16 protein-coding genes and 1 pseudogene are annotated in these 18,102 nt (G+C 77.5%); 11 read left to right on the top strand and 6 right to left on the bottom strand.

Going from position 1 to position 18,102, the window contains the following annotated elements; genetic code table 11:
* Positions 1-45 precede the first annotated feature (45 nt).
* From nadA to ACRYR8_RS10825, 4 genes are read left to right on the top strand one after another with little or no spacing between them, the layout of a single operon-like run.
* Positions 46-1,341, top strand: coding sequence for a quinolinate synthase NadA (nadA, locus tag ACRYR8_RS10840; protein ID WP_432484482.1), 1,296 nt, complete (start codon positions 46-48; stop codon positions 1,339-1,341).
* Positions 1,338-2,933, top strand: a complete 1,596-nt coding sequence (nadB, locus tag ACRYR8_RS10835; protein ID WP_432484481.1) for an L-aspartate oxidase — start codon at positions 1,338-1,340, stop codon at positions 2,931-2,933. The genes nadA and nadB overlap by 4 nt, the downstream gene beginning before the upstream one ends.
* Positions 2,930-3,835: a carboxylating nicotinate-nucleotide diphosphorylase gene (gene nadC / locus ACRYR8_RS10830; protein ID WP_432484480.1), complete on the top strand. Its 906-nt coding sequence runs from the start codon at positions 2,930-2,932 to the stop codon at positions 3,833-3,835. The genes nadB and nadC overlap by 4 nt, the downstream gene beginning before the upstream one ends.
* On the top strand, positions 3,832-4,965 hold the full coding sequence (locus ACRYR8_RS10825; protein ID WP_432484479.1) for a cysteine desulfurase family protein: 1,134 nt from the start codon (positions 3,832-3,834) through the stop codon (positions 4,963-4,965). Before nadC ends, ACRYR8_RS10825 begins: the two co-directional genes overlap by 4 nt.
* 22 nt (positions 4,966-4,987) lie before the next feature.
* On the opposite strand, the gene add is transcribed toward ACRYR8_RS10825, so the two are convergent.
* The 3 genes from add to ACRYR8_RS10810 are packed head-to-tail and all read right to left on the bottom strand — an operon-like array spanning position 4,988 to position 7,782.
* Complete coding sequence (add, locus tag ACRYR8_RS10820; protein ID WP_432484478.1) at positions 4,988-6,055, bottom strand: adenosine deaminase; 1,068 nt, start codon at positions 6,053-6,055, stop codon at positions 4,988-4,990.
* 13 nt (positions 6,056-6,068) lie between these two features.
* Positions 6,069-7,121 carry an isopenicillin N synthase family dioxygenase gene (locus ACRYR8_RS10815; RefSeq protein ID WP_432484477.1) on the bottom strand — a complete coding sequence of 351 codons (1,053 nt, stop codon included), beginning with the start codon at positions 7,119-7,121 and terminating at the stop codon, positions 6,069-6,071.
* A gap of 34 nt (positions 7,122-7,155) precedes the next feature.
* Positions 7,156-7,782 carry a helix-turn-helix domain-containing protein gene (locus ACRYR8_RS10810; protein WP_432484476.1) on the bottom strand — a complete coding sequence of 209 codons (627 nt, stop codon included), beginning with the start codon at positions 7,780-7,782 and terminating at the stop codon, positions 7,156-7,158.
* Between the two features lie 803 nt (positions 7,783-8,585).
* Between ACRYR8_RS10810 and ACRYR8_RS10805 the strand changes: the two are divergent.
* Positions 8,586-9,410: pseudogene (locus ACRYR8_RS10805) on the top strand (GGDEF domain-containing protein); the annotation flags it as partial.
* A 102-nt stretch (positions 9,411-9,512) separates the two neighbouring features.
* Here the strand turns inward: ACRYR8_RS10805 and ACRYR8_RS10800 are convergent.
* Positions 9,513-10,796, bottom strand: a complete 1,284-nt coding sequence (locus ACRYR8_RS10800; protein WP_432484475.1) for a multidrug effflux MFS transporter — start codon at positions 10,794-10,796, stop codon at positions 9,513-9,515.
* 70 nt (positions 10,797-10,866) lie between these two features.
* Between ACRYR8_RS10800 and ACRYR8_RS10795 the strand changes: the two genes are divergently transcribed.
* From ACRYR8_RS10795 to ACRYR8_RS10770, 6 genes are all read left to right on the top strand, one after another.
* A complete protein-coding gene (locus ACRYR8_RS10795; RefSeq protein WP_432484474.1) occupies positions 10,867-11,349 on the top strand; it encodes a MarR family winged helix-turn-helix transcriptional regulator in 483 nt (160 codons plus the stop codon).
* A gap of 98 nt (positions 11,350-11,447) precedes the next feature.
* Positions 11,448-12,155 (top strand): FadR/GntR family transcriptional regulator, encoded by a 708-nt coding sequence (locus ACRYR8_RS10790; RefSeq protein WP_432484473.1) that lies wholly within the window; start codon positions 11,448-11,450, stop codon positions 12,153-12,155.
* An 81-nt stretch (positions 12,156-12,236) separates the two neighbouring features.
* Positions 12,237-13,661, top strand: coding sequence for a four-carbon acid sugar kinase family protein (locus ACRYR8_RS10785; RefSeq protein ID WP_432484472.1), 1,425 nt, complete (start codon positions 12,237-12,239; stop codon positions 13,659-13,661).
* A 41-nt stretch (positions 13,662-13,702) separates the two neighbouring features.
* The gene (locus ACRYR8_RS10780) at positions 13,703-14,611 is read left to right on the top strand and encodes an NAD(P)-dependent oxidoreductase (protein WP_432484471.1); all 909 of its coding nucleotides are present in this window, start codon (positions 13,703-13,705) and stop codon (positions 14,609-14,611) included.
* On the top strand, positions 14,608-15,456 hold the full coding sequence (locus ACRYR8_RS10775) for a class II fructose-bisphosphate aldolase (RefSeq protein WP_432484470.1): 849 nt from the start codon (positions 14,608-14,610) through the stop codon (positions 15,454-15,456). The genes ACRYR8_RS10780 and ACRYR8_RS10775 overlap by 4 nt, the downstream gene beginning before the upstream one ends.
* Positions 15,457-15,618: 162 nt before the next feature.
* Positions 15,619-17,187 (top strand): cell wall-binding repeat-containing protein, encoded by a 1,569-nt coding sequence (locus tag ACRYR8_RS10770; RefSeq protein ID WP_432484468.1) that lies wholly within the window; start codon positions 15,619-15,621, stop codon positions 17,185-17,187.
* A 32-nt stretch (positions 17,188-17,219) separates the two neighbouring features.
* On the opposite strand, the gene ACRYR8_RS10765 is transcribed toward ACRYR8_RS10770, so the two are convergent.
* On the bottom strand, positions 17,220-17,753 hold the full coding sequence (locus tag ACRYR8_RS10765; protein WP_432484467.1) for a 2'-5' RNA ligase family protein: 534 nt from the start codon (positions 17,751-17,753) through the stop codon (positions 17,220-17,222).
* A complete protein-coding gene (locus ACRYR8_RS10760) occupies positions 17,750-18,049 on the bottom strand; it encodes a hypothetical protein (protein WP_432484466.1) in 300 nt (99 codons plus the stop codon). Before ACRYR8_RS10760 ends, ACRYR8_RS10765 begins: the two co-directional genes overlap by 4 nt.
* Positions 18,050-18,102: the final 53 nt, after the last annotated feature.

The following is an 18,102-nucleotide window of genomic DNA, read 5'->3' as shown; positions in this document are numbered from 1 at the left end:
CCCGACCCGTCCCCGGCGCCCGCCGCACCTGAGAGAGAGCACGCCATGGCGTCCGTCCCCACGCAGATCGCCCTGCTCGCCCGCACCCCCTCGCGGGTCGACGACGAGACGTGCGACCCCGACCTGCCCAGCGGCCCGTGGCAGTTCGACGCCGTCCCGGGCCTGCCGCTGCCGGCGCCGACGTACGGCGCCGGCGCCTCGCGGCAGGACCCCGCACCGGCCGGCACACCGGTGCAGCAGCAGATCCCGGCCGAGTACCGGCTGCTGGGGCCGCAGGAGCTGGACCGGCGGATCCGCGCCGCCAAGGAGACCCTCGGCAGCCGGGTCACGGTGCTCGGGCACGCCTACCAGCGCGACGAGATCGTGCGGTACGCGGACTTCGTCGGCGACTCCTTCCAGCTCGCGCAGCAGTCCCAGCGCCACCCCGAGGCGGAGGCCGTCGTGTTCTGCGGCGTGCACTTCATGGCCGAGACGGCCGACCTGCTCACCACGCCGGAGCAGCCGGTGATCCTGCCGAACCTCGCCGCGGGCTGCTCGATGGCCGACATGGCCGACATCGACGCGGTGAACGCCTGCTGGGAGCAGCTCACCGCGCTGTACGGAACGGATCCGGACGCCGACGGGAGGGTCCCCGTCCTGCCCGTCACCTACATGAACTCCGCCGCCGCGCTGAAGGCGTTCTGCGGCGCGCACGGCGGCATCGTCTGCACCTCCTCCAACGCCCGCGAGGTGCTGGAGTGGGCGTTCGAGCGCGCGCAGCGGGTCCTGTTCTTCCCCGACCAGCACCTGGGCCGCAACACCGCCAAGGCGATGGGCGTGCCGCTGGGGGCCATGCCGCTGTGGGACCCCCGGAAGCCGCGCGGCGGGAACTCCCCCGAGGCGCTGACCGACGCCCGCGTGGTGCTGTGGCGGGGGTGGTGCTCGGTGCACCAGCGGTTCACCGTCGCGCAGATCGAGGCGGCCCGCGCCGCGAACCCCGACGTGCGTGTCGTCGTGCACCCGGAGTGCCCGGCCGAGGTCGTCGACGCGGCCGACGAGAACGGTTCCACGCAGTACATCCAGCGCGTCGTGGACGCCGCCCCGGCCGGGACCGCGTTCGCGATCGGCACCGAGGTCAACATGGTGCGCCGCCTGGCCGACACCCGGCCCGACCTGACCATCACGTGCCTGGACCCGGTCGTGTGCCCGTGCTCGACGATGTACCGCATCCACCCCGCGTACCTGGCGTGGGTGCTGGAGTCGCTGGTGCGCGGCGAGGTGGTGAACCGGGTGAGCGTGGAACCGCAGGTCGCCACCGACGCGCGCACCGCCCTGGAGCGCATGCTGGCCGTGCGGCCGTGAAGCCCCCCGGCACCGCGGGTGCGCCGGGTTCCTGCGACGTCCTGGTCCTCGGGGCGGGTCTGGCGGGGATGACGGCCGCGCTGGAGGCGGCCCGCACCGGTTCCGTGGTGCTGGCGACCAAGACCGCCCTGGGCGACGGCAGCACGCGCTGGGCCCAGGGCGGCATCGCCGTGGCGGCCGGAGCCGACGACGTCGACGTGCACGTCGCCGACACCCTGGCCGCGGGTGCGGGGTCGTGCGACCCGGACGCGGTGGTCGCGGTCTGCGCGGGCGGACCCGCCGCGGTCCGGGCGCTGGCCGGGCGCGGTGTGGAGTTCGACCGCGGCCCCGACGGGGGACCCGCCCTCGGGCTGGAGGCCGCCCACTCGCGCCCGCGCATCCTGCACGCGGGCGGCGACCGGACCGGAGCGGCGATCTCCGCGGCGCTGACCGCAGCGGTGCGGCGCAGCGACGTCGTCGTGCACGAGGACGCGTTCCTCGTGGGCCTGGTCGTGGACGCCGGGCGCGTCGTGGGAGCCGACCTGCTGCTGCGCACCGCCTCCGGCGCGGAGGTGGCTCACCGGGTGGACGCGGGCGCGGTCGTGCTCGCCACCGGCGGGGCCGGGCAGCTGTTCAGCCGCACCACGAACCCGGCCGTCGCCACCGGGGACGGCCTGGCCGCGGCCTGGCGCGCCGGCGCCGGGATCGCCGACCTGGAGATGGTGCAGTTCCACCCCACGGTCGCGGCCGTGCCGCAGCCCTTCCTGGTCTCCGAGGCGGTTCGCGGCGAGGGCGCGGTGCTGCTCGACGCCGCCGGGCACCGGTTCATGCCGGGCGTCGACCCGCGCGCGGAACTCGCGCCGCGCGACGTGGTCGCCCGGGCGACCGGGCGCGCGGTGGCCGCGCACGGCGGCCGGCCGGCGCTGCTGGACGCCACGGTGCTGCGGGCGCGCACGGGGCGGGGTTTCGCGCACCGGTTCCCCGGCATCGCCGCCCTGTGCGCGGCCGCGGGGATCGACCCGGACCGTGAACCGGTGCCGGTCACGCCCGCCGCGCACTACCTCATGGGCGGGGTGCGCACCGACTCGCGCGGGCGCACGAGCGTGCCCGGGTTGTGGGCCGCCGGGGAGGTCGCGTGCACCGGGGTGCACGGCGCGAACCGGCTGGCGTCCAACTCGCTGCTGGAGGCACTGGTCACCGGTTCCCGGGTCGCCGCCGACGTCGCGGCCGTCGCCGCGGGGGCCTGCGGCGAGCCGCCGGGGTTCGCCGCCGACGAGGTGGTGGAGCTGCCCGGCCGGGCGACGGCCCGCGCCTCGCACGTCGCCCGCCGCGACCTGCGCGCGGCCCTGTGGGAGCACGCCGGCCTGTTCCGCGACGCGGCGGGCCTGGCGGTCGCCGCCAAGCTGCTCACCCCCGACGAACCACCCCTGGAGCTCGCCGGGCTGCCCGGCGTGGACCGCCGCGCCCACGAGGACGCGAACCTGCTGCTGGTCGCCCGGCTGCTCGTGACGGCGGCCGCGCTGCGCACCGAGAGCCTCGGCGCGCACCACCGCGAGGACCACCCGGAAACCCCCGGCGCGCCGCGCCGGCGCACCCTGCGGAGGACGCCGTGAACACCCCCACCGACCCGGTCGCCACTGTCGTCGCCGCGGCACTGGCCGAGGACGCCCCCTGGGGCGACGTCACCAGCGAGGCGCTGCTCCCCGAGGGCGCCGTCGCGCACGCGGAACTGCGCGCCCGCGAACCCGGCGTGCTGGCCGGGACCGCCGCCGCCGTCGCCGCGTTCGGGCAGGCCGCCGCGCTCTGCGGGGGTGCGCTGCCGCGCTGCGAGTTCGCCCCCGACGGCACCCGGTTCGCCGCCGGGGACGTCCTGGGCCGGGTCAGCGGCACCGCGCGCGCCGTGCTGCGCGCCGAGCGGGTGGCGCTGAACCTGCTGCAGCACCTGTCCGGGATCGCCACCCTCACCGCGCGGTTCATCACCGCCGTCGACGGGACCGGTGCGCGGGTGGTGGACACCCGCAAGACCACGCCGGGCCTGCGGGTGCTGGAGCGCGCCGCGGTCCGCGCGGGTGGCGGGCGCAACCACCGCTGGTCGCTGTCGGACGCGGTGCTGGTGAAGGACAACCACCTCGCCGTCCTGCTCGCCGAGGGCGTGGACGTGACGACCGCGCTGCGGCGGGTGCGCGAGCGGGTCCCGCACACCACGAGCGTCGAGGTGGAGGTCGACCGCCTCGACCAGCTCGAGGCGGTGCTGGCCGCCGAACCGGACGTCGTCATGCTGGACAACTTCTCCCTGGAGGACCTCGCCGAGGGCGTGCGGCGGGTGCGGGCGTCGTCGCGGGCCCTGGTGGAGGCCAGCGGCGGGGTGCGGCTGGACACGGTCGCCGCGATCGCCCGCACGGGCGTGGACCTGGTCTCGGTGGGGGCGCTGACCCAGAACGCCCGCACGCTCGACCTCGGCCTGGACGTCGAGGTCGCCGCACCCGGCGCCGCGACGACGGGGGTGCTGCGGTGATCTACCTGGACCACGCCGCCACGTCCCCGCCGCGGCGGGAGGTGCTGGAGGCCGTCTGGCCGTACCTGACGAGCGTCACGGGCAACCCCTCCAGCGCCCACGAGGCGGGCCGCGCGGCGAAGGCGGGGCTGGACGCGGCGCGCGCCGGCATCGCGCAGGTGCTCGGGTGCCGCCCCGGCGAGGTGGTGCTCACCGGCGGCGGCACCGAGGCGGACAACCTCGCGGTCACCGGCATCGCCACCGCCTCCCCGCGCGGGCGGCACGTGGTGGTCTCGGCGATCGAGCACCCCGCGGTCCTGGAGACGGCGCGGGCGCTGGCCCGGGCGGGTTTCCGCGTCGAGGAGGCCGGGGTCGACGAGTTCGGCGTCGTGGACCTGGAGCAGCTGGAACGCCTGGTCGGCGACGGCACCGCCCTGGTGTCGGTGATGCTGGCCAACAACGAGATCGGCACCGTGCAGCCGCTGGCGGAGGTGTCGCGGGTCTGCCGCGCGCACGGGGTGCCGCTGCACACCGACGCGGTGCAGGCCGCCGGTCACCTGCCCCTGGACGTGGACGCGCTCGGCGTGGACGCGCTGTCGGTCTCGGCGCACAAGTTCGGCGGCCTGCGCGGGTCGGGTGCGCTGTTCGTGCGCGGTCCGGTGCCGCTGGAACCGGTGCTGCACGGCGGCGGGCAGGAGCAGGGCCGCCGCTCGGGCACCGTGGACGTGGCCGGCGCCGTGGGCACCGCCGTCGCCCTGGGCCTGGCCGAGGCGGCCCGCGAGGAGGAATCCGCACGGCTGCGGGCGCTGCGCGACCGGCTGATCGGCGGCGTCCTCGCCGAGGTGCCCGGCGCGCGGCTGACCGGCCACCCGGTGCAGCGCCTGCCGCACCACGCCTCCTTCTGCTTCCCCGGCGTGGGCGGGGAGACGGTGCTGCTGGAGCTGGAGGCGGTGGGGGTCGTGTGCTCCAGCGGTTCGGCGTGCTCGGCGGGGTCGGAGGACGCCTCCCACGTGCTGCTGGCCACCGGCCTGGACGCCGACACCGCCCGCACCGCGGTGCGGTTCTCGATGGGGCCCGCGACGACCGGCCAGGACGTCGACGAGGTGCTGCGGCTGCTGCCGCTCGCGGTGCGCGCGGCCTCGGGGGCCTGAGGACCCCGCGGGGGCCGCCGGGTCAGCCCGCCGCCGCCGGCGCGAGGAGCTCCGCGAACCCCCGCCGGACCTCGGCCGCGAGCGCGGCGCGGTCCGTCTCGTCGCAGAACGCGGCCCCCACCGCGGCCAGGACGCTCTCCTGCGCCTGCCCGGGCGTCCACCCGAGCGCGGTGCCCGCGCGGGCCAGTTCCTCGCCGGTGCTCGTGCCGAACATCGGCGGGTCGTCGGGGTTCACGGACACCGCCAGCCCGGCGTGGAGCATCCCCGCGATCGCGGACCCGTCACCGCCGTGGAACAGCTGCGTCGACCAGCAGGTCGCGAAGTGGACGCCCTCGGTGCGGCAGCGCGCGAGCAGACCGGGGTCGGCGAGGACGGCGTAGCCGTGGTCGATCCGCTGCGCGCCCAGCGCGTCCAGGGAGGCGGCGACCTCGGCGGCGTTCCCGCGCTCGCCGGCGTGAGCGGTGCGGTGCAGCCCGCCGCGGGCGGCGAGCGCGAACGCCTCCGCGAACGCCGCGGGCGGTCCCACCAGCTCGTTGTGGTCCAGGCCGACGGCCACCACCTCGTCGGCGCGGTGCTCCAGCGCCGCGCGCACCAGGTCCAGCGCCACCGAGGGCGGCTGCTCGCGGTTGACGGCGACGACGAGCCGGCAGTCCACACCGGTCTCCGCCCGGGCCGAGCGCACACCGTCGAGGACGCCGTCCAGCACCTGCCGGTAGGTCGTCGTCGGGTGGTTCGTGGGGTTGAAGGACATCTCCCGGTACCGCAGGCCCTCCGCGGCCGCCGCGACGAGGCAGGCGTGCGTGACCTCGGCGAGGTCGGCGGGGGTGACCAGGGCCCGCGAGACGGCGGTGTAGACGGCCAGGAAACCCTCCAGGTCCTCGTACCGGTACAGCTCGCCGGGGTCCGTGGTCGGCAGCGCGACGCCGTGGCGCCGGGCCAGCCGCACCGCCACCTCGGCGGGCACGGAACCCTCCAGGTGGCAGTGCAGCTCGGCCTTCGGCGCGCGCCGCAGCAGGTCGGCGGACGCCGGCGCGGCGGCGGGCCCGGCGACGGGGGCGGGCCCGGCGACGGGGGCGAGTCCGGTCGTCACGTCGTCCACCGCCTCAGCGCGCCGACGCCAGCACGCGCGCCGCCTCGCGCTGCGCGGCGGTGTTGGCGCGCCCGGCGCGCGAACCGGCGAGCTTGGCGGCGATGTGCTCGCCGATGGTGACCGGCGGGTAGAGGGGCTCCTCGCCCGGAGCCACGCACCCGGGCAGGGCGGCCACGACGGCGTCGACGTCGCCGTCGTGGAAGAACGCGGCGGAGCGGCGCCGCTCGATGGTGCCGTCGACGATCGGAGGCTTGACGCGGTGCAGCGTCGACGTCCAGCGCTCGTTCGTCCAGCGGGCCATCGCGTCGCCGAGGTTCACCAGCAGCGCGTCCTCGGCGGGCTGGACGTCGTGCCAGGTGCCGTCCGGGCCGAGGACCTGCAGGCCGGCGACGCGGTCGGCCCACAGGACGGTGACGATGCCGTAGTCGGTGTGCTCGCCCATGCCGGTCAGGTCGCCGTCGAGTTCCACGGTCCCCGGCGGCAGGGCGTAGTTGTTCATGCGCAGCACGTCGAGGGAGTGACCGGTCACGCGGTCGAACCAGCCGGGTTCGAGGCCGAGGGCGTCGGCGAACACCGTCGTGAGGGTGCGCGCGACGCGACCGGCCTCGGCCTCCCACGCCTGCACGCGCGCGCGGAAACCCGGCACGAGTTCCTCGTCCGGCCACAGGTCCTCGGGGTAGACCGCGGGGTCCAGCTCGACGCCGGGGTAGTCGCTGACGGCGGCGCCGGTGTTGAACGCCTCGAAGAAGTCGTTCATGCGGCTGGCCGCCTCCACGCCCAGGCTGAGGCTGAGGGATTCGCTCCTGGGCGGGGTGTACCCGCGGTTGACGCCCTTCGGCGCGACGTACCGGCGCTTGACGTCCTGCGGCAGGGCGAAGAACTCGTCGATCGCGCCCACCAGGCCGGCGCTGGTGGCGTCGGGGACGCCGTGGCCGGTGACCTGCACGAAACCGACGGTGCGGCAGGCGACGTCCACCGCCGCGGCGACGGCGGCGCGCTCGGCGGGGTTGCCGCCGTGCACGTAGGGGGAGATGTCGACGGCGGGGACCTCGAAGGGGGCTTCCACCCCCGAACCGTAAGTAGTGCTTACGGCTGGTGGGTTACGGACGTGTGACGTCTGCCGTGAGGACCACGAGGACCTCCGCGCGACCGTCACCGCGCAGCAGCCACCGGTGCGGGACGGCACCCTCGTGGTGCAGCGAGTCGCCCGCGGCGAGCCCGGTGCACGTGCCGTCGGTGAACTCGACGGCGATCCGCCCGGCCAGCACGTGCACGAACACCTCACCGGGTTGCGCGAACCACTCCTGCTCGGCGTCGCCGGGGCGCAGCACGTAGTGGTACCCCTCCAGCAGCACCCCCTCACCGGTGCGGGTCAGCAGCCGCGGTCGCTGCGCCGGTCCGCCGGGCCCGTCCGCCCCGGCGCGCAACCTCGGGCCGGCACCGGCGCGGGTGAGCCGGCGCTGCTCCCCGCTGAGCGGGAGGAGGTCGTTGGCCGCGCAGCCCAGCGCGCCCGCCAGCCGGTACAGAACCGGGATGCTCACCGAGGAGCGCCCACCCTCCAGCTGGCTGACGAACGGCCCGGACACCCCGGCGCGCCGTGCCAGCTCGGCCACCGACAGCCCGGCGGCGCTGCGCCGCGCGCGCACGGCCGCCCCCACGAGCGCGCCGGGATCGGCGTCACCCGCCGGTTGCGCGCCGCTCCCCCGCGGCCTCGGCTCGCGCTCCACGGCCGCCACCCTCTCGCAGCGGCCTGCGCCGCGAGCGGCCGGGGACCCGGTGGGCCCGCGACCCCGGCCGTCGCCGTGCGAGCGCCCCGGCGGCGAGCGCGGCCCGCGCCGCGCCGCCGGGCGCCGACCCCGGCACGACAGTCGGTGAAGCTCTACCTACACTTCGTAGTTGACATGGCTCTGAACTCGCCCCGGTGGCTCCGGTGACCCTGACGAGCGCGTCCGGCGCAGCCGCCGTCGACGTCGCGGTGGACGTCGCGGTGAGCCTGCCGGCGCAGCCGGACAGCGTCCCGCGCGCGCGGCGCTACGTGCGCCGGCACGTCCCGGGCCTGGACGGGGAACTGCGCGAGCGGGCCGAGCAGGTGGTCACCGAGCTCGTGGGCGACCTGCTGCCGCACCACCAGCAGCACCCGGACGGCCGGCTGCTGCTGCGCATCGCCGCCCGGGGCGGCACGGTGCGCCTGGTCGTCCAGGACGGCTCGGCCGGTCCCCACGACCGCGCGAGCGCGCCGGGCGGTGCGGGCGGCTGGCGCTGGGCGCTGGTCGTGGCCCTGTCCGAGCGCCACGGCGTGGACGCGGACGGCACCACCCTGTGGTGCGAGCTGGACGCCGACCGCGGGCGGCCCGCGCCCGGGGCCCCCCTCCCGGCGGCCCCCGCTGCGCACACCACCCCGGGCACCCCGGGCACCCCGGGCGCCGAGCCCGCACCGCCCGCGGGGCTGGTGGCGCTGCTGGGCGACGGGGCGGTGACGTTCGAGCAGGCGTGCTCCGCGGTGCTGGACCACCTGCAGGAGAACGTGCCCATGGGCTACTGGGCCGTCACCCGCCACGACGGGGACCGCCAGGTGTACGTGCACGTGCGCGACGAGGTGTACGGGACGCGGCCCGGCGACGGGCACGACTGGGACGCCTCCTTCTGCAAGCGCATGGTCGCCGGCGCACCGGCCATCGCCCCCGACGTCATGGCCGTGCCCGCCTACGCCGGGGCAGGCGTCAGCCGCCTGCTGCGCATCGGCTCCTACGTCGCGGTGCCCCTGGTGGGTGCCGACGGGCACCTGTTCGGCACCGTCTGCGGCCTGGACCCGGCGGTGCGCGACGACTCGCTGACCCGCCACGCCCCGCTGCTGCAGCTGCTGGGCACCCTCCTGAGCGCCCTGCTGCAGCGCGAGCAGGTCGCCGTGCAGCTGCACCAGCTGGCCGGGTGGACCCGGCGCGAGGCCGAGACGGACGTGCTCACCGGGCTGGCCAACCGGCGCGGCTGGCAGCGGCTGCTGACCGAGCGGGAGCACCCGCACCGCGGTCCGGCCTGCGTGGCCGTGCTCGACCTGGACGGGCTGAAGCAGGCCAACGACACCCTGGGGCACGGCGCCGGCGACGACCTGCTGCGCCGCACGGCCGAGGTGCTGCGCGGCGAGCTGCGCGGGCGGGACGCGCTCGCCCGCCTGGGCGGGGACGAGTTCGGCGTCGTCATGCCGGGCACCGCCGCCCCCGAGGCGCAGGAGGTGGTGGAGCGGCTGCGCAGCGCCCTGCGCAGCCAGGGCATCGCGGCGTCCGCCGGGGTGGGGGCGACGGGGCCGGCCGGGGGCCTGGTCGCCGCGTGGGAGCGCGCGGACCGCGCCATGTACGCCGACAAGCGGCGGCACGGGGCCGGGCGCGGGCCCGGGGAGCTGGGCCGGGGCCTGGGGGCCGCCTCCTGGGTGTCCCGCCCCGGGCCCCCGGCGCCGCGGGGGTCAGCCGTGCCGGCGCTGCGCGGGCACCCCGGCCCCGGGGCGGCGGCCGGCGTTGCCCAGGGCCCACCCGCCCAGCGCGACGGCGGCCGAGACGACCATGACGACCGCGAGGTTGAGCGGGCTCGTGGCACCGCCGAGGCTGACCAGCGGGGAGACGAGGGCGGCGAGCGCGAACTGCAGGGCCCCCAGCAGGGCCGAGGCGGAGCCGGCGGCGCGCGGCACGGCGGCCAGCGCGAGCGCGGTGCCGTTGCCCATCACCAGGCCCAGGGCGGCGATCGCGGCGGCGATGGGCAGGGTGAACCAGCCCGCGGGCACGTCGAGGAGGACGAGCAGCAGCAGCGCCGCGGAGGCCAGCAGGGAGGCGCCCAGCCCGGTGGCGAGCAGGCGCTGGACGGGGAGGCGGCCCGCGAGGCGGGCGGAGGCGCCGCTGACCACGGCGAGCAGCAGGGCGTTGACGCCGAACACCAGGCCGTACTGGACCTCGCTCAGGCCCATCAGGTCCTGGTACAGGAACGGCGAGGCGGAGATGTAGGCCATCATCACGGCGAAGCCGAAGGCGAAGGCGAGGGTGTTGCCGACGTACGTGCGCGAGCGCAGGTCGCGGGCGGTGGAGCCGGAGGCGGCGCGCAGCTCGCGCGCCGCGGCGCGGCGGGACGGCGGGTGCGACTCGCGCACGACCGCGAGGACGGCGACGAGCATCAGCACCGCGAGGGCCAGGACGACGGCGAGGACGCCGCGCCAGCCGACGGGGCCGACGAGCAGGCTGCCGGCGAGCGGGGCGACGACCGGGGCCAGGCCGCCGACGATCATCAGCAGGCTCAGGGCGCGCGCGGCGGCGGCACCGGTGACGAGGTCGGCGACGACGGCGCGGCCGATGACCATGCCCGCCGCGCCACCCAGGCCCTGCGCGACGCGGGCGGCGACGAGCACGCCCACCGTGGGGGCGAGGACGGCGAGCGCGCTGGCGAGCACGCAGAGCACGGCACCGGCGACGAGGGGGCGCACGCGGCCGAAGCGGTCCGACAGCGGGCCGAAGACGAGCTGGCCGGCGGCGGTGCCGACGAGGAAGGCGGTCAGCGTCAGCTGCACGCCGGTCTCGTCGGTGCCGAGGTCACCGGTCATCTGGGGGAAGGCGGCCAGGTACAGGTCGGTGGCGAAGGGGGCGATCGCGAAGAGCAGGGCGAGCACGAGCAGCAGACCGCGGGTGAGGCCGCGGTGCCCCTCGACGGGCGGGAGCGCGCGAGCGCCGGTGAGGTCGGCGGGAGCGGGAGCGGGTGTGGGCACGGGTGGGTCCTCGTCGATCGATGATGTTTAGATAACTATAGCTCGACAACCAGCCCCGTACGCTTGGGCCGTGGGAACCACCGCGCAACCGCCGCCCGCGGACGGCGAGCTCGCCGACCTCGCCGACCTGCTCATGACCGTCGCCCGCGACCTGCAGGGCCGGCACGGCACCGTCGAGGGCGTCGTGGCGCTGACGGCCACCGAGACGACCGTGATGCGCCACCTCGACCGCAACCCCGGCACCTCCCCCAGCGCCGCCGCCGCGGCCACCGGCCTGCAGCGCAGCAACCTCAGCGCGACGGTCCGCTCCCTGGAGGCCAAGGGCCTGGTCGAGCGCTCCCACGACGCGCACGACGGCCGCGCGGTCGCGCTGCACCCGACCGCGCTGGCCGCGCGGAACCTCGGCCTGCTGCGCACCCACTGGGCGAGCCGCCTGCGCAGGGCCCTGGACGCCGGCGACGGCCACGACGACGGCCACGGCCACGGCGACGCCGTGCGCAGCGCGCTGGCCCTGCTCGAGCGGGTCGAGCACGGCCTGGCCGCCGACCGCTGAGCCCCGCCCGGCGCGCACGGGCGGCACCGGCGCTCGCCGCTAGAGTCGGGCGGCGCCCGGTCGCCGGGGTCGCGGCGCCGGACGGGAGGGCGGTTCCGTTGCCGCGCAAGTCGCTGGTCAGCCAGGTCGCCGAGACGATCCTGGACCAGATCGTCCGGGGCGAACTGCCCGTGGGGGGACCGCTGCCCACCGAGGCCGAGCTGTGCGCGGTCCACGACGTGAGCCGGATGACGCTGCGCGAGGCGCTGAAGACGCTGCAGGCGCAGAACGTCGTGCGGGCGGCCCCCGGCGTGGGCAGCTACGTCAACCCCCTCGAGCAGTGGACCGGCCTGGAGGCGGTGCTGCGGGCGACCTCCGCCGGGGCCGGCGAGGACCTGACCTCCGTGCAGCTCGTCGAGGTGCGCCGCATGATCGAGACCGGTGCGGCGGCGCTGGCCGCCGAGCGCCACGGGGCGGCGGACCTCCGTGAGCTGGAGGGGCTGCTGGAGCTGATGCGCGACGCGCACCGGCGGGAGGACCTGGCGGCGTTCGTGCGCGCCGACATCGGCTTCCACGACGCCGTCCTGCGCGCGTCGGGGAACGTGTTCGTCGCCCTCCTGCTGGACCCGCTGTCGCGGGTGCTGCGGGAGAAGCGCGAGCAGACCTCGGCCGTGCCGCGGATCCAGGTCAACGCGATCGAGCAGCACGCGCTGGTGCTGGAGGCGCTGCGCTCGCGCGAGCCCGAACGGGCCCGGCGCGCCATGGACGCGCACCTGCAGCAGACTGCCGAGGACCTCCGCCGCTACGTGCTGGACCCGCCCGCCTGACCGGTGCGGCCCGGCGCCCGGACGCCGACGGAGGGTGCACCTGAAGTAAGATGTCTGACATCTGACGAACAAGGAGCTCCCATGGTGTCCGAGGACGACCTCCTCCAGCGGTACCCCTCCCCCGTCGCCGTCCCCGCGGACCGGGTCGCCCGCACCGTCGCCGGCACCGGCACCGTCCTGGTGGTCCTCGACGACGACCCCACCGGCACCCAGTCCGTCGCGGACCTGCCCGTCCTGACCGCCTGGGAGGAGGACGACCTCGCCTGGGCCCTGGGCACCGGCGCCCGCGCCGTCTACGTGCTCACGAACACGCGCAGCCTCGACCCCCGGGAGGCCGCCGAGCGCAACCGGCAGGTCGTCACGGCGGCGCTGGCCGCCGCCGAGCGCACCGGCACCCGCGTCCGCTTCGTCAGTCGCGGCGACTCCACCCTGCGCGGTCACTTCCCGCTGGAGACCGACGTCATCGCCGCCACCCTCGCCGAGCACGGCGAGCGGGCCGTCGACGGCGTCGTGCTCGCGCCGGCCTTCCCCGACGCCGGGCGCATCACCGTCGGCGGCGTGCACTTCCTGCGCACCCCGGACGGGCTGGTCCCGGCCGGCGAGACGGAGTTCGCCCGCGACGCCACCTTCGGCTACCGCAGCTCCGACCTGCGCGCCTGGGTCGAGGAGAAGACGGGCGGGCGCACCCGCGCCGGGGACGTCGTGGTGCTGGACCTGTCCGTCGTGCGCGCCGGCCCCGAGGCCGTCGCCGCCGCCCTCGCCCCGGTCACCGCCGCCGCCCCGGTCGTCGCGGACGTCGTCACGGAGGACGACATGCGCCTGCTGTCGCTGGGCCTGGCCCGGGCCGAGGAGGCGGGCAAGGAGCTGCTGTACCGGGTCGGGCCGCCCTTCGTGCGCGCCCGCACCGGGCAGGAGGTCCACCCGCCGCTGACCGCCGCGGAGGTCTTCGCCGAGCACCCGGCGCGCCCCGGCGGCGGGCTGGTCGTCGTCGGCTCGCACGTCGGCCTCACCAGCCGCCAGCTCGCCGTGCTGCAGGCCGAGCGCCCCGACGTGCGCTCCCTCGTGGTGGAGGTGCCGCAGGTCCTGGACGCCGCGCGCGCCGAGGAGCACCTGACGGGCCTCGTCGACGAGGCCGTGCGGCTGCTCGCCACCGGTGACGTCGTCGTGCACACCAGCCGCGACCTGCAGCGCAGCGACGACCCCGCCGAGAGCCTGGACATCTCCCGGCGGGTCTCGGCCGCCGTCGTCGAGGTCGTGCGGCGCGTGCTCGCCGCGCACCCGCCGCGGTTCGTCGTCGCCAAGGGCGGGATCACCTCCAGCGACGTGGCCGCCCACGGCCTGGGCATCCGCCGCGCGCTCGTGCGCGGGCCGATGCTGCCCGGCATCGTCTCGCTGTGGGAGCCCGTCGACGGCCCCGCCGTGGGCACCCCCTACGTGGTGTTCGCCGGCAACGTCGGCGACGACGGCTCCCTGGCGGCCGTCGTGCGCACCCTCACCGCCCCGTGACCACCCCCGCGACCACCCCCGCGAACCCCCAGGAGCACCCGATGCCCGCCACCCCCGGCTACACCGTCGCCGTCCTCGGCCTGGGCGCCATGGGCCTGCCCATGGCGACCCGCCTGACCGAGGGGCTGACCGTCCACGGCTTCGACATCTCCGCCGAGCGGCTCGAGCTCGCCGCCGGAGCCGGCGTGCGGGCCTTCCCCTCCGCACCCGAGGCCGCCGCCGGCGCCGACGCCGTCCTGCTGGCCGTGCGCGACGGCGCGCAGCTGCGCGAGGTGCTCTTCGGCGAGCAGGGCGTCGCCGGCGTGCTGGCCCCCGGTGCCGTGGTCGTCATGACCAGCACCGTCGGCATCGACGACGTCGTCGACGTCGCCCGGCGCCTGGCCGAGCACGACGTCCACCTCGTCGACGCCCCCCTGAGCGGCGGCCCCGCCCGCGCCGGCGCCGGGGACCTGCTGATCGTGGTCGGCGCCGCCCCGCGGGCGCGGGAGAAGGCGGCGCCGGTGCTCGACCTGCTCGCCTCCACGCTCAGCGTGATCGGTGACGAGCCCGGCCAGGGCCAGGCCTTCAAGACCGTCAACCAGCTGCTGTGCGGAGTGCACATCGCCGCCGGCGCCGAGGCGCTCGCGCTGGCCGAACGGCTCGGACTGGACCCCGCGGCCACCCTGGAGACCCTCTCGGCCGGCGCCGCCGGCTCCTTCATGCTCGCCAACCGCGGCCCGCGCATGCTGCAGGCGCTGCAGGAGGAGGACGCCGAGGTCCTCAGCCGCCTCGACATCTTCGTCAAGGACATGGGCATCGTCACCCGCGCCGCCCGCGCCGCGGGCCTGCCGACCCCCGTGGCCTCCGCCGCCGAGCAGCTGTACCTGCTGGGGGCCGCGCAGGGACGGGGCGCCGACGACGACTCCTCGGTGATCGAGGTCGTCTCCCCCCGGCGCGGGAGCGCCGGGTGAGGGCGCGCCTGGACGAGCTCGTCGCCGGCCGGCTCGCGGTGGGAGCCGCGCTGCCGGCGCTGAGCTGCTACGAGTTCGGCACCGCCCTGGCCGTCGTCGAGGCCGCCGAGGACGCCGGCGCCCCCGTGGCGCTGCTCGTGCCGCCGGCCGTGGCCGGCGGCCGGCACGGCCGGCGGTTCACCGCCGCCCTGCGGGGCCTGGCCGACGCCGCGAGCGTCCCCGTCAGCGTCCAGCTCGACCACGCCACCGACGTGGACCTGGTGCTGGCGGCCGTGGACGCGGGCGTGGACGCGGTGCTCGCGGACGGCTCCAAGCTGCCCCCCGCCGAGAACGCCGCCTTCGTGGCGCGCGTGCGCCAGCTCACCGCCGACTCCGGCACCGTCGTGGAGGCCGAGCTGGGCGACATCGCCGGCGACGAGGACCGCGCCCTGAGCGTGCGCGCCACCGGCAAGACCGACCCCGAGCTGGTCGCCGGGTTCGTCGAGGCCTCCGGCGCGCAGCTGCTGGCGGTCTCCGTCGGCAACGTCCACGGCCGCTACGCGGGCGAACCGCAGCTGGACTGGCCCCTGGTGGCCGCGGTCCGCGAGCGCTGCCCGGTCCCCCTGGCCCTGCACGGTGCCTCCGGCCTGCCCGAGGAGGACCTCGCCCGCGCCGGCGCCGCCGGGCTGGGCAAGGTCAACGTCAACACCGAGCTGCGCGCGGCGGTGCTGGACGCGACGCAGGAGCTGCTGCCGCGCACCCGCGCGGCGGGCGACGACGTGCTGGCTCTGGAGGCCGCGCGGCGCACGGCGGCGCACCGCTTCACCGGCTCGCTGCTGCGCACGCTCACCCCCGCTGCGCGCTGAGCGGGGTCGGCGGCCGGGCGGGCCGCGGGCGGGCGCTCTTGTCGATCTCGTGACGATCCCGCCGCGCAGGCCCTCCCGTCGGGCCCGGCGGGAGGGACGCGCCTAGCGTCGGCCTCGCGGGTCCAGCGCCGGGCCCGCGAGGCGACACGGGAGGAGAGGACCGTGGGAACCACCCCGCAGGACCGCAGCCGCACCGGACGCCGCGCGGCGTTGACCGCCGCCGCGGTCCTGGCGCTGACCACCCCCGGCACGGCGGCGGGCGCCGTGCCCGGCAGCACCCACCGGGCCGCGGTGAGCAGCACCGCGGCCACCGAGGTCACCGCGGCCCGCGCCGGCGGGGCCGACCGCTACGCCACGGCCGCCGTGGCCGCCACCGAGGTCACCCACCCCGGCGGCGCGGCCACCGCGGTGCTGGTCACCGGCGAGGCCTTCCCCGACGCGGTGGCCGCCGCCGCCCTCGCCGGGCAGGCCGACGCGGCCCTGCTGCTCACCCCCGGCGACCGGCCCCACGAGGCCACCGCCCGGGCGCTGGACGAGCTCGGGGTGCGGGAGCTGCTGGTCCTGGGCGCGGAGTCCGCCGTGAGCGCGCGGGTCGTCGACGCCTACGCCGGCGGCACCCGGCAGGTCACCCGCCTCGGCGGTGCGGACCGGTACGAGACCGCCGCGCTCGCCGCCCGGGAGGTCGCCCGCCGCGGCGCCGTGCGCGAGCTCGACGGCTACCGGGCGGCGTTCCTCGTCAGCGGGGAGGACTTCCCCGACGCCCTCGCCGCGTCCGCCCCGGCGGCCGCCGGGGCACCGGCGCCCGTGCTGCTGACCCGCCGCGGGGAGCTGCCGGAGGCCACCGCGCAGGCGCTGCGCGACCTGGCCACCGAGCACGTCTGGATCGTCGGCGGCGAGGGCTCCGTGGCCGCGGGCGTGCAGGCGCAGCTCGAGCGCGCGGGCATCGGCAGCCTGCGGCTGGGCGGCGCGGACCGGTACGGGACGGCGGTCGAACTGGCCCGCGAGTTCGTGCCCACCCCGCTGCTGGACGGCTCCAGCGCCACCCTGGCGCGCGGGGACTCCTTCCCCGACGCCCTCGTGGCCGGCGTCACCGCCGCCGCGACCGGGGGCCCGGTCCTGCTGGCCGCCTCCGCCGACGACCTGGGCCCCGCGACCCGGGAGTACCTCGCGACCCCCTCGGGGCGGGTGTCCGTGGTGCGGGCGGTCGGCGGCCAGGGGGCCCTGACGCCCGGCCTGCTGGAGCGGGCCGTGCAGACCGTCGAGACGGGCCTGAGCACACCGGTCCCGCCGGCGTGGGAGCTGAGCCCGGCGGACCCGCTGGCCGTGCCCGCCGGGGACGTGGCCGACTTCGCCGTGCGCGCGCTGCCGGGCGGGCCGGCGGTGCCGTTCGAGGTGGACGTGGTGCTGTTCGAGTGCACCGCGGCCGGCGAGGCGGACGGCGCGTGGACGTTCACCGACGCCGACGGCGACGGCCTGGCCGACGGCTACGCGAGCACCGACACGGGCTCGGCGGCCATCGCCGTCGTCAACGGCCAGGACGTCGCCGACGCCGACGCCGTCGTCAGCGGGGCGCTCGGGGGCGAACTGACGTTCCGACTGGCCAGCGCCGCTCCCGACTGCGCCGTCCCGGTCGTCTTCGACGACACCGGCAGCGACGACGGCTGGCTGGCCGTGGACGGCGCCGGGCGGCCGCTGGAACCGTACGCCGCCGGCCGGGCGGAGTGGACGTGAGCAGCCGGGCGTGAGCGGCTGGGCACGGGCGCTCAGCCGAGCGGCACGGTCTCCAGCAGCTCCCACGGGCCACCGGCGTAGCGGTGCACCTCCACGCCGGTGGCCCGCACCGTCCACGGCGAGAACCCCGCCGAGAGCCGGGCCACCAGCTCGCGCGCCCGCTCGGGGGGCACGAAGTTCTGCACGGTGACGTGCGCGGAGAAGCGCTGCGCGTCCTGGCGGGTCAGCCACGGCGCGAACCGGCCGGCGAGGTCTGCGCGCAGCGCGTCCAGCGCCGCCGAGCGCAGCACCAGCGCCGCTCCCCGGCCCAGCGAGCGCACCCCGCTGACCTCGACGTCGAAGCGGGGGCGGCGGCAGGCGTCGGCCACCTCCGCCAGCACCAGCGGCAACCGCTCGCCCGGCAGTGCGTGGAAGAGGGTGACGTGGGCGCCGACCTTCAGCCGCTCGGGCGGGAAGTGCCTGCGGCGCAGCTCGTCGAGGTGCTCCTGGTCGCCGGGGTCCAGGCCCAGGGCCAGCACCAGCGGCGCCGGCGGACCGCCCGGTGGACCTGCGCCGGTCCCGCTCACCGGGCGGCGAGGAGGAAGGTGATGCCCAGCGCGGACGTCGCCAGGGAGAAGGCGGCCAGCGCGGTGGCCGCCGTCCACCAGCCGCGGTACGGCGCCCGGCGCGCCAGCGCCCGCACCGAGAGCACGAGCACCACCAGCGCCATCGCCACGGCCAGCGGGAAGAACACCAGCGAGCACAGCACCGAGAGCCCCGCCGCAACCGTGGCGCCGATCGCCGGCGTGGAGGTGGGTGCCGGCGGGACGGGGTGGGCCGCCGGCGGGGCCGGGCGGGGGCGGGGGGGTCTGCGCTGGGCCACGCGCCCACTGTGCCAGCCGGGGGCGCGCGACGGCCGCCGCACCCCGGTGGGGT

It is taken from the genome of Kineococcus esterisolvens (assembly GCF_050871405.1).
GTDB lineage: Bacteria > Actinomycetota > Actinomycetes > Actinomycetales > Kineococcaceae > Kineococcus.
This window is presented reverse-complemented; position numbering and strand designations above follow the sequence as displayed.

Excerpts from the sequence above, each read along its gene's own strand:
- nadA (WP_432484482.1), top strand. The coding sequence starts at position 46 with ATGGCGTCCGTCCCCACGCAGATCGCCCTGCTCGCCCGCACCCCCTCG.
- ACRYR8_RS10785 (WP_432484472.1), top strand. The coding sequence starts at position 12,237 with ATGGTGTCCGAGGACGACCTCCTCCAGCGGTACCCCTCCCCCGTCGCC.
- ACRYR8_RS10780 (WP_432484471.1), top strand. The coding sequence starts at position 13,703 with ATGCCCGCCACCCCCGGCTACACCGTCGCCGTCCTCGGCCTGGGCGCC.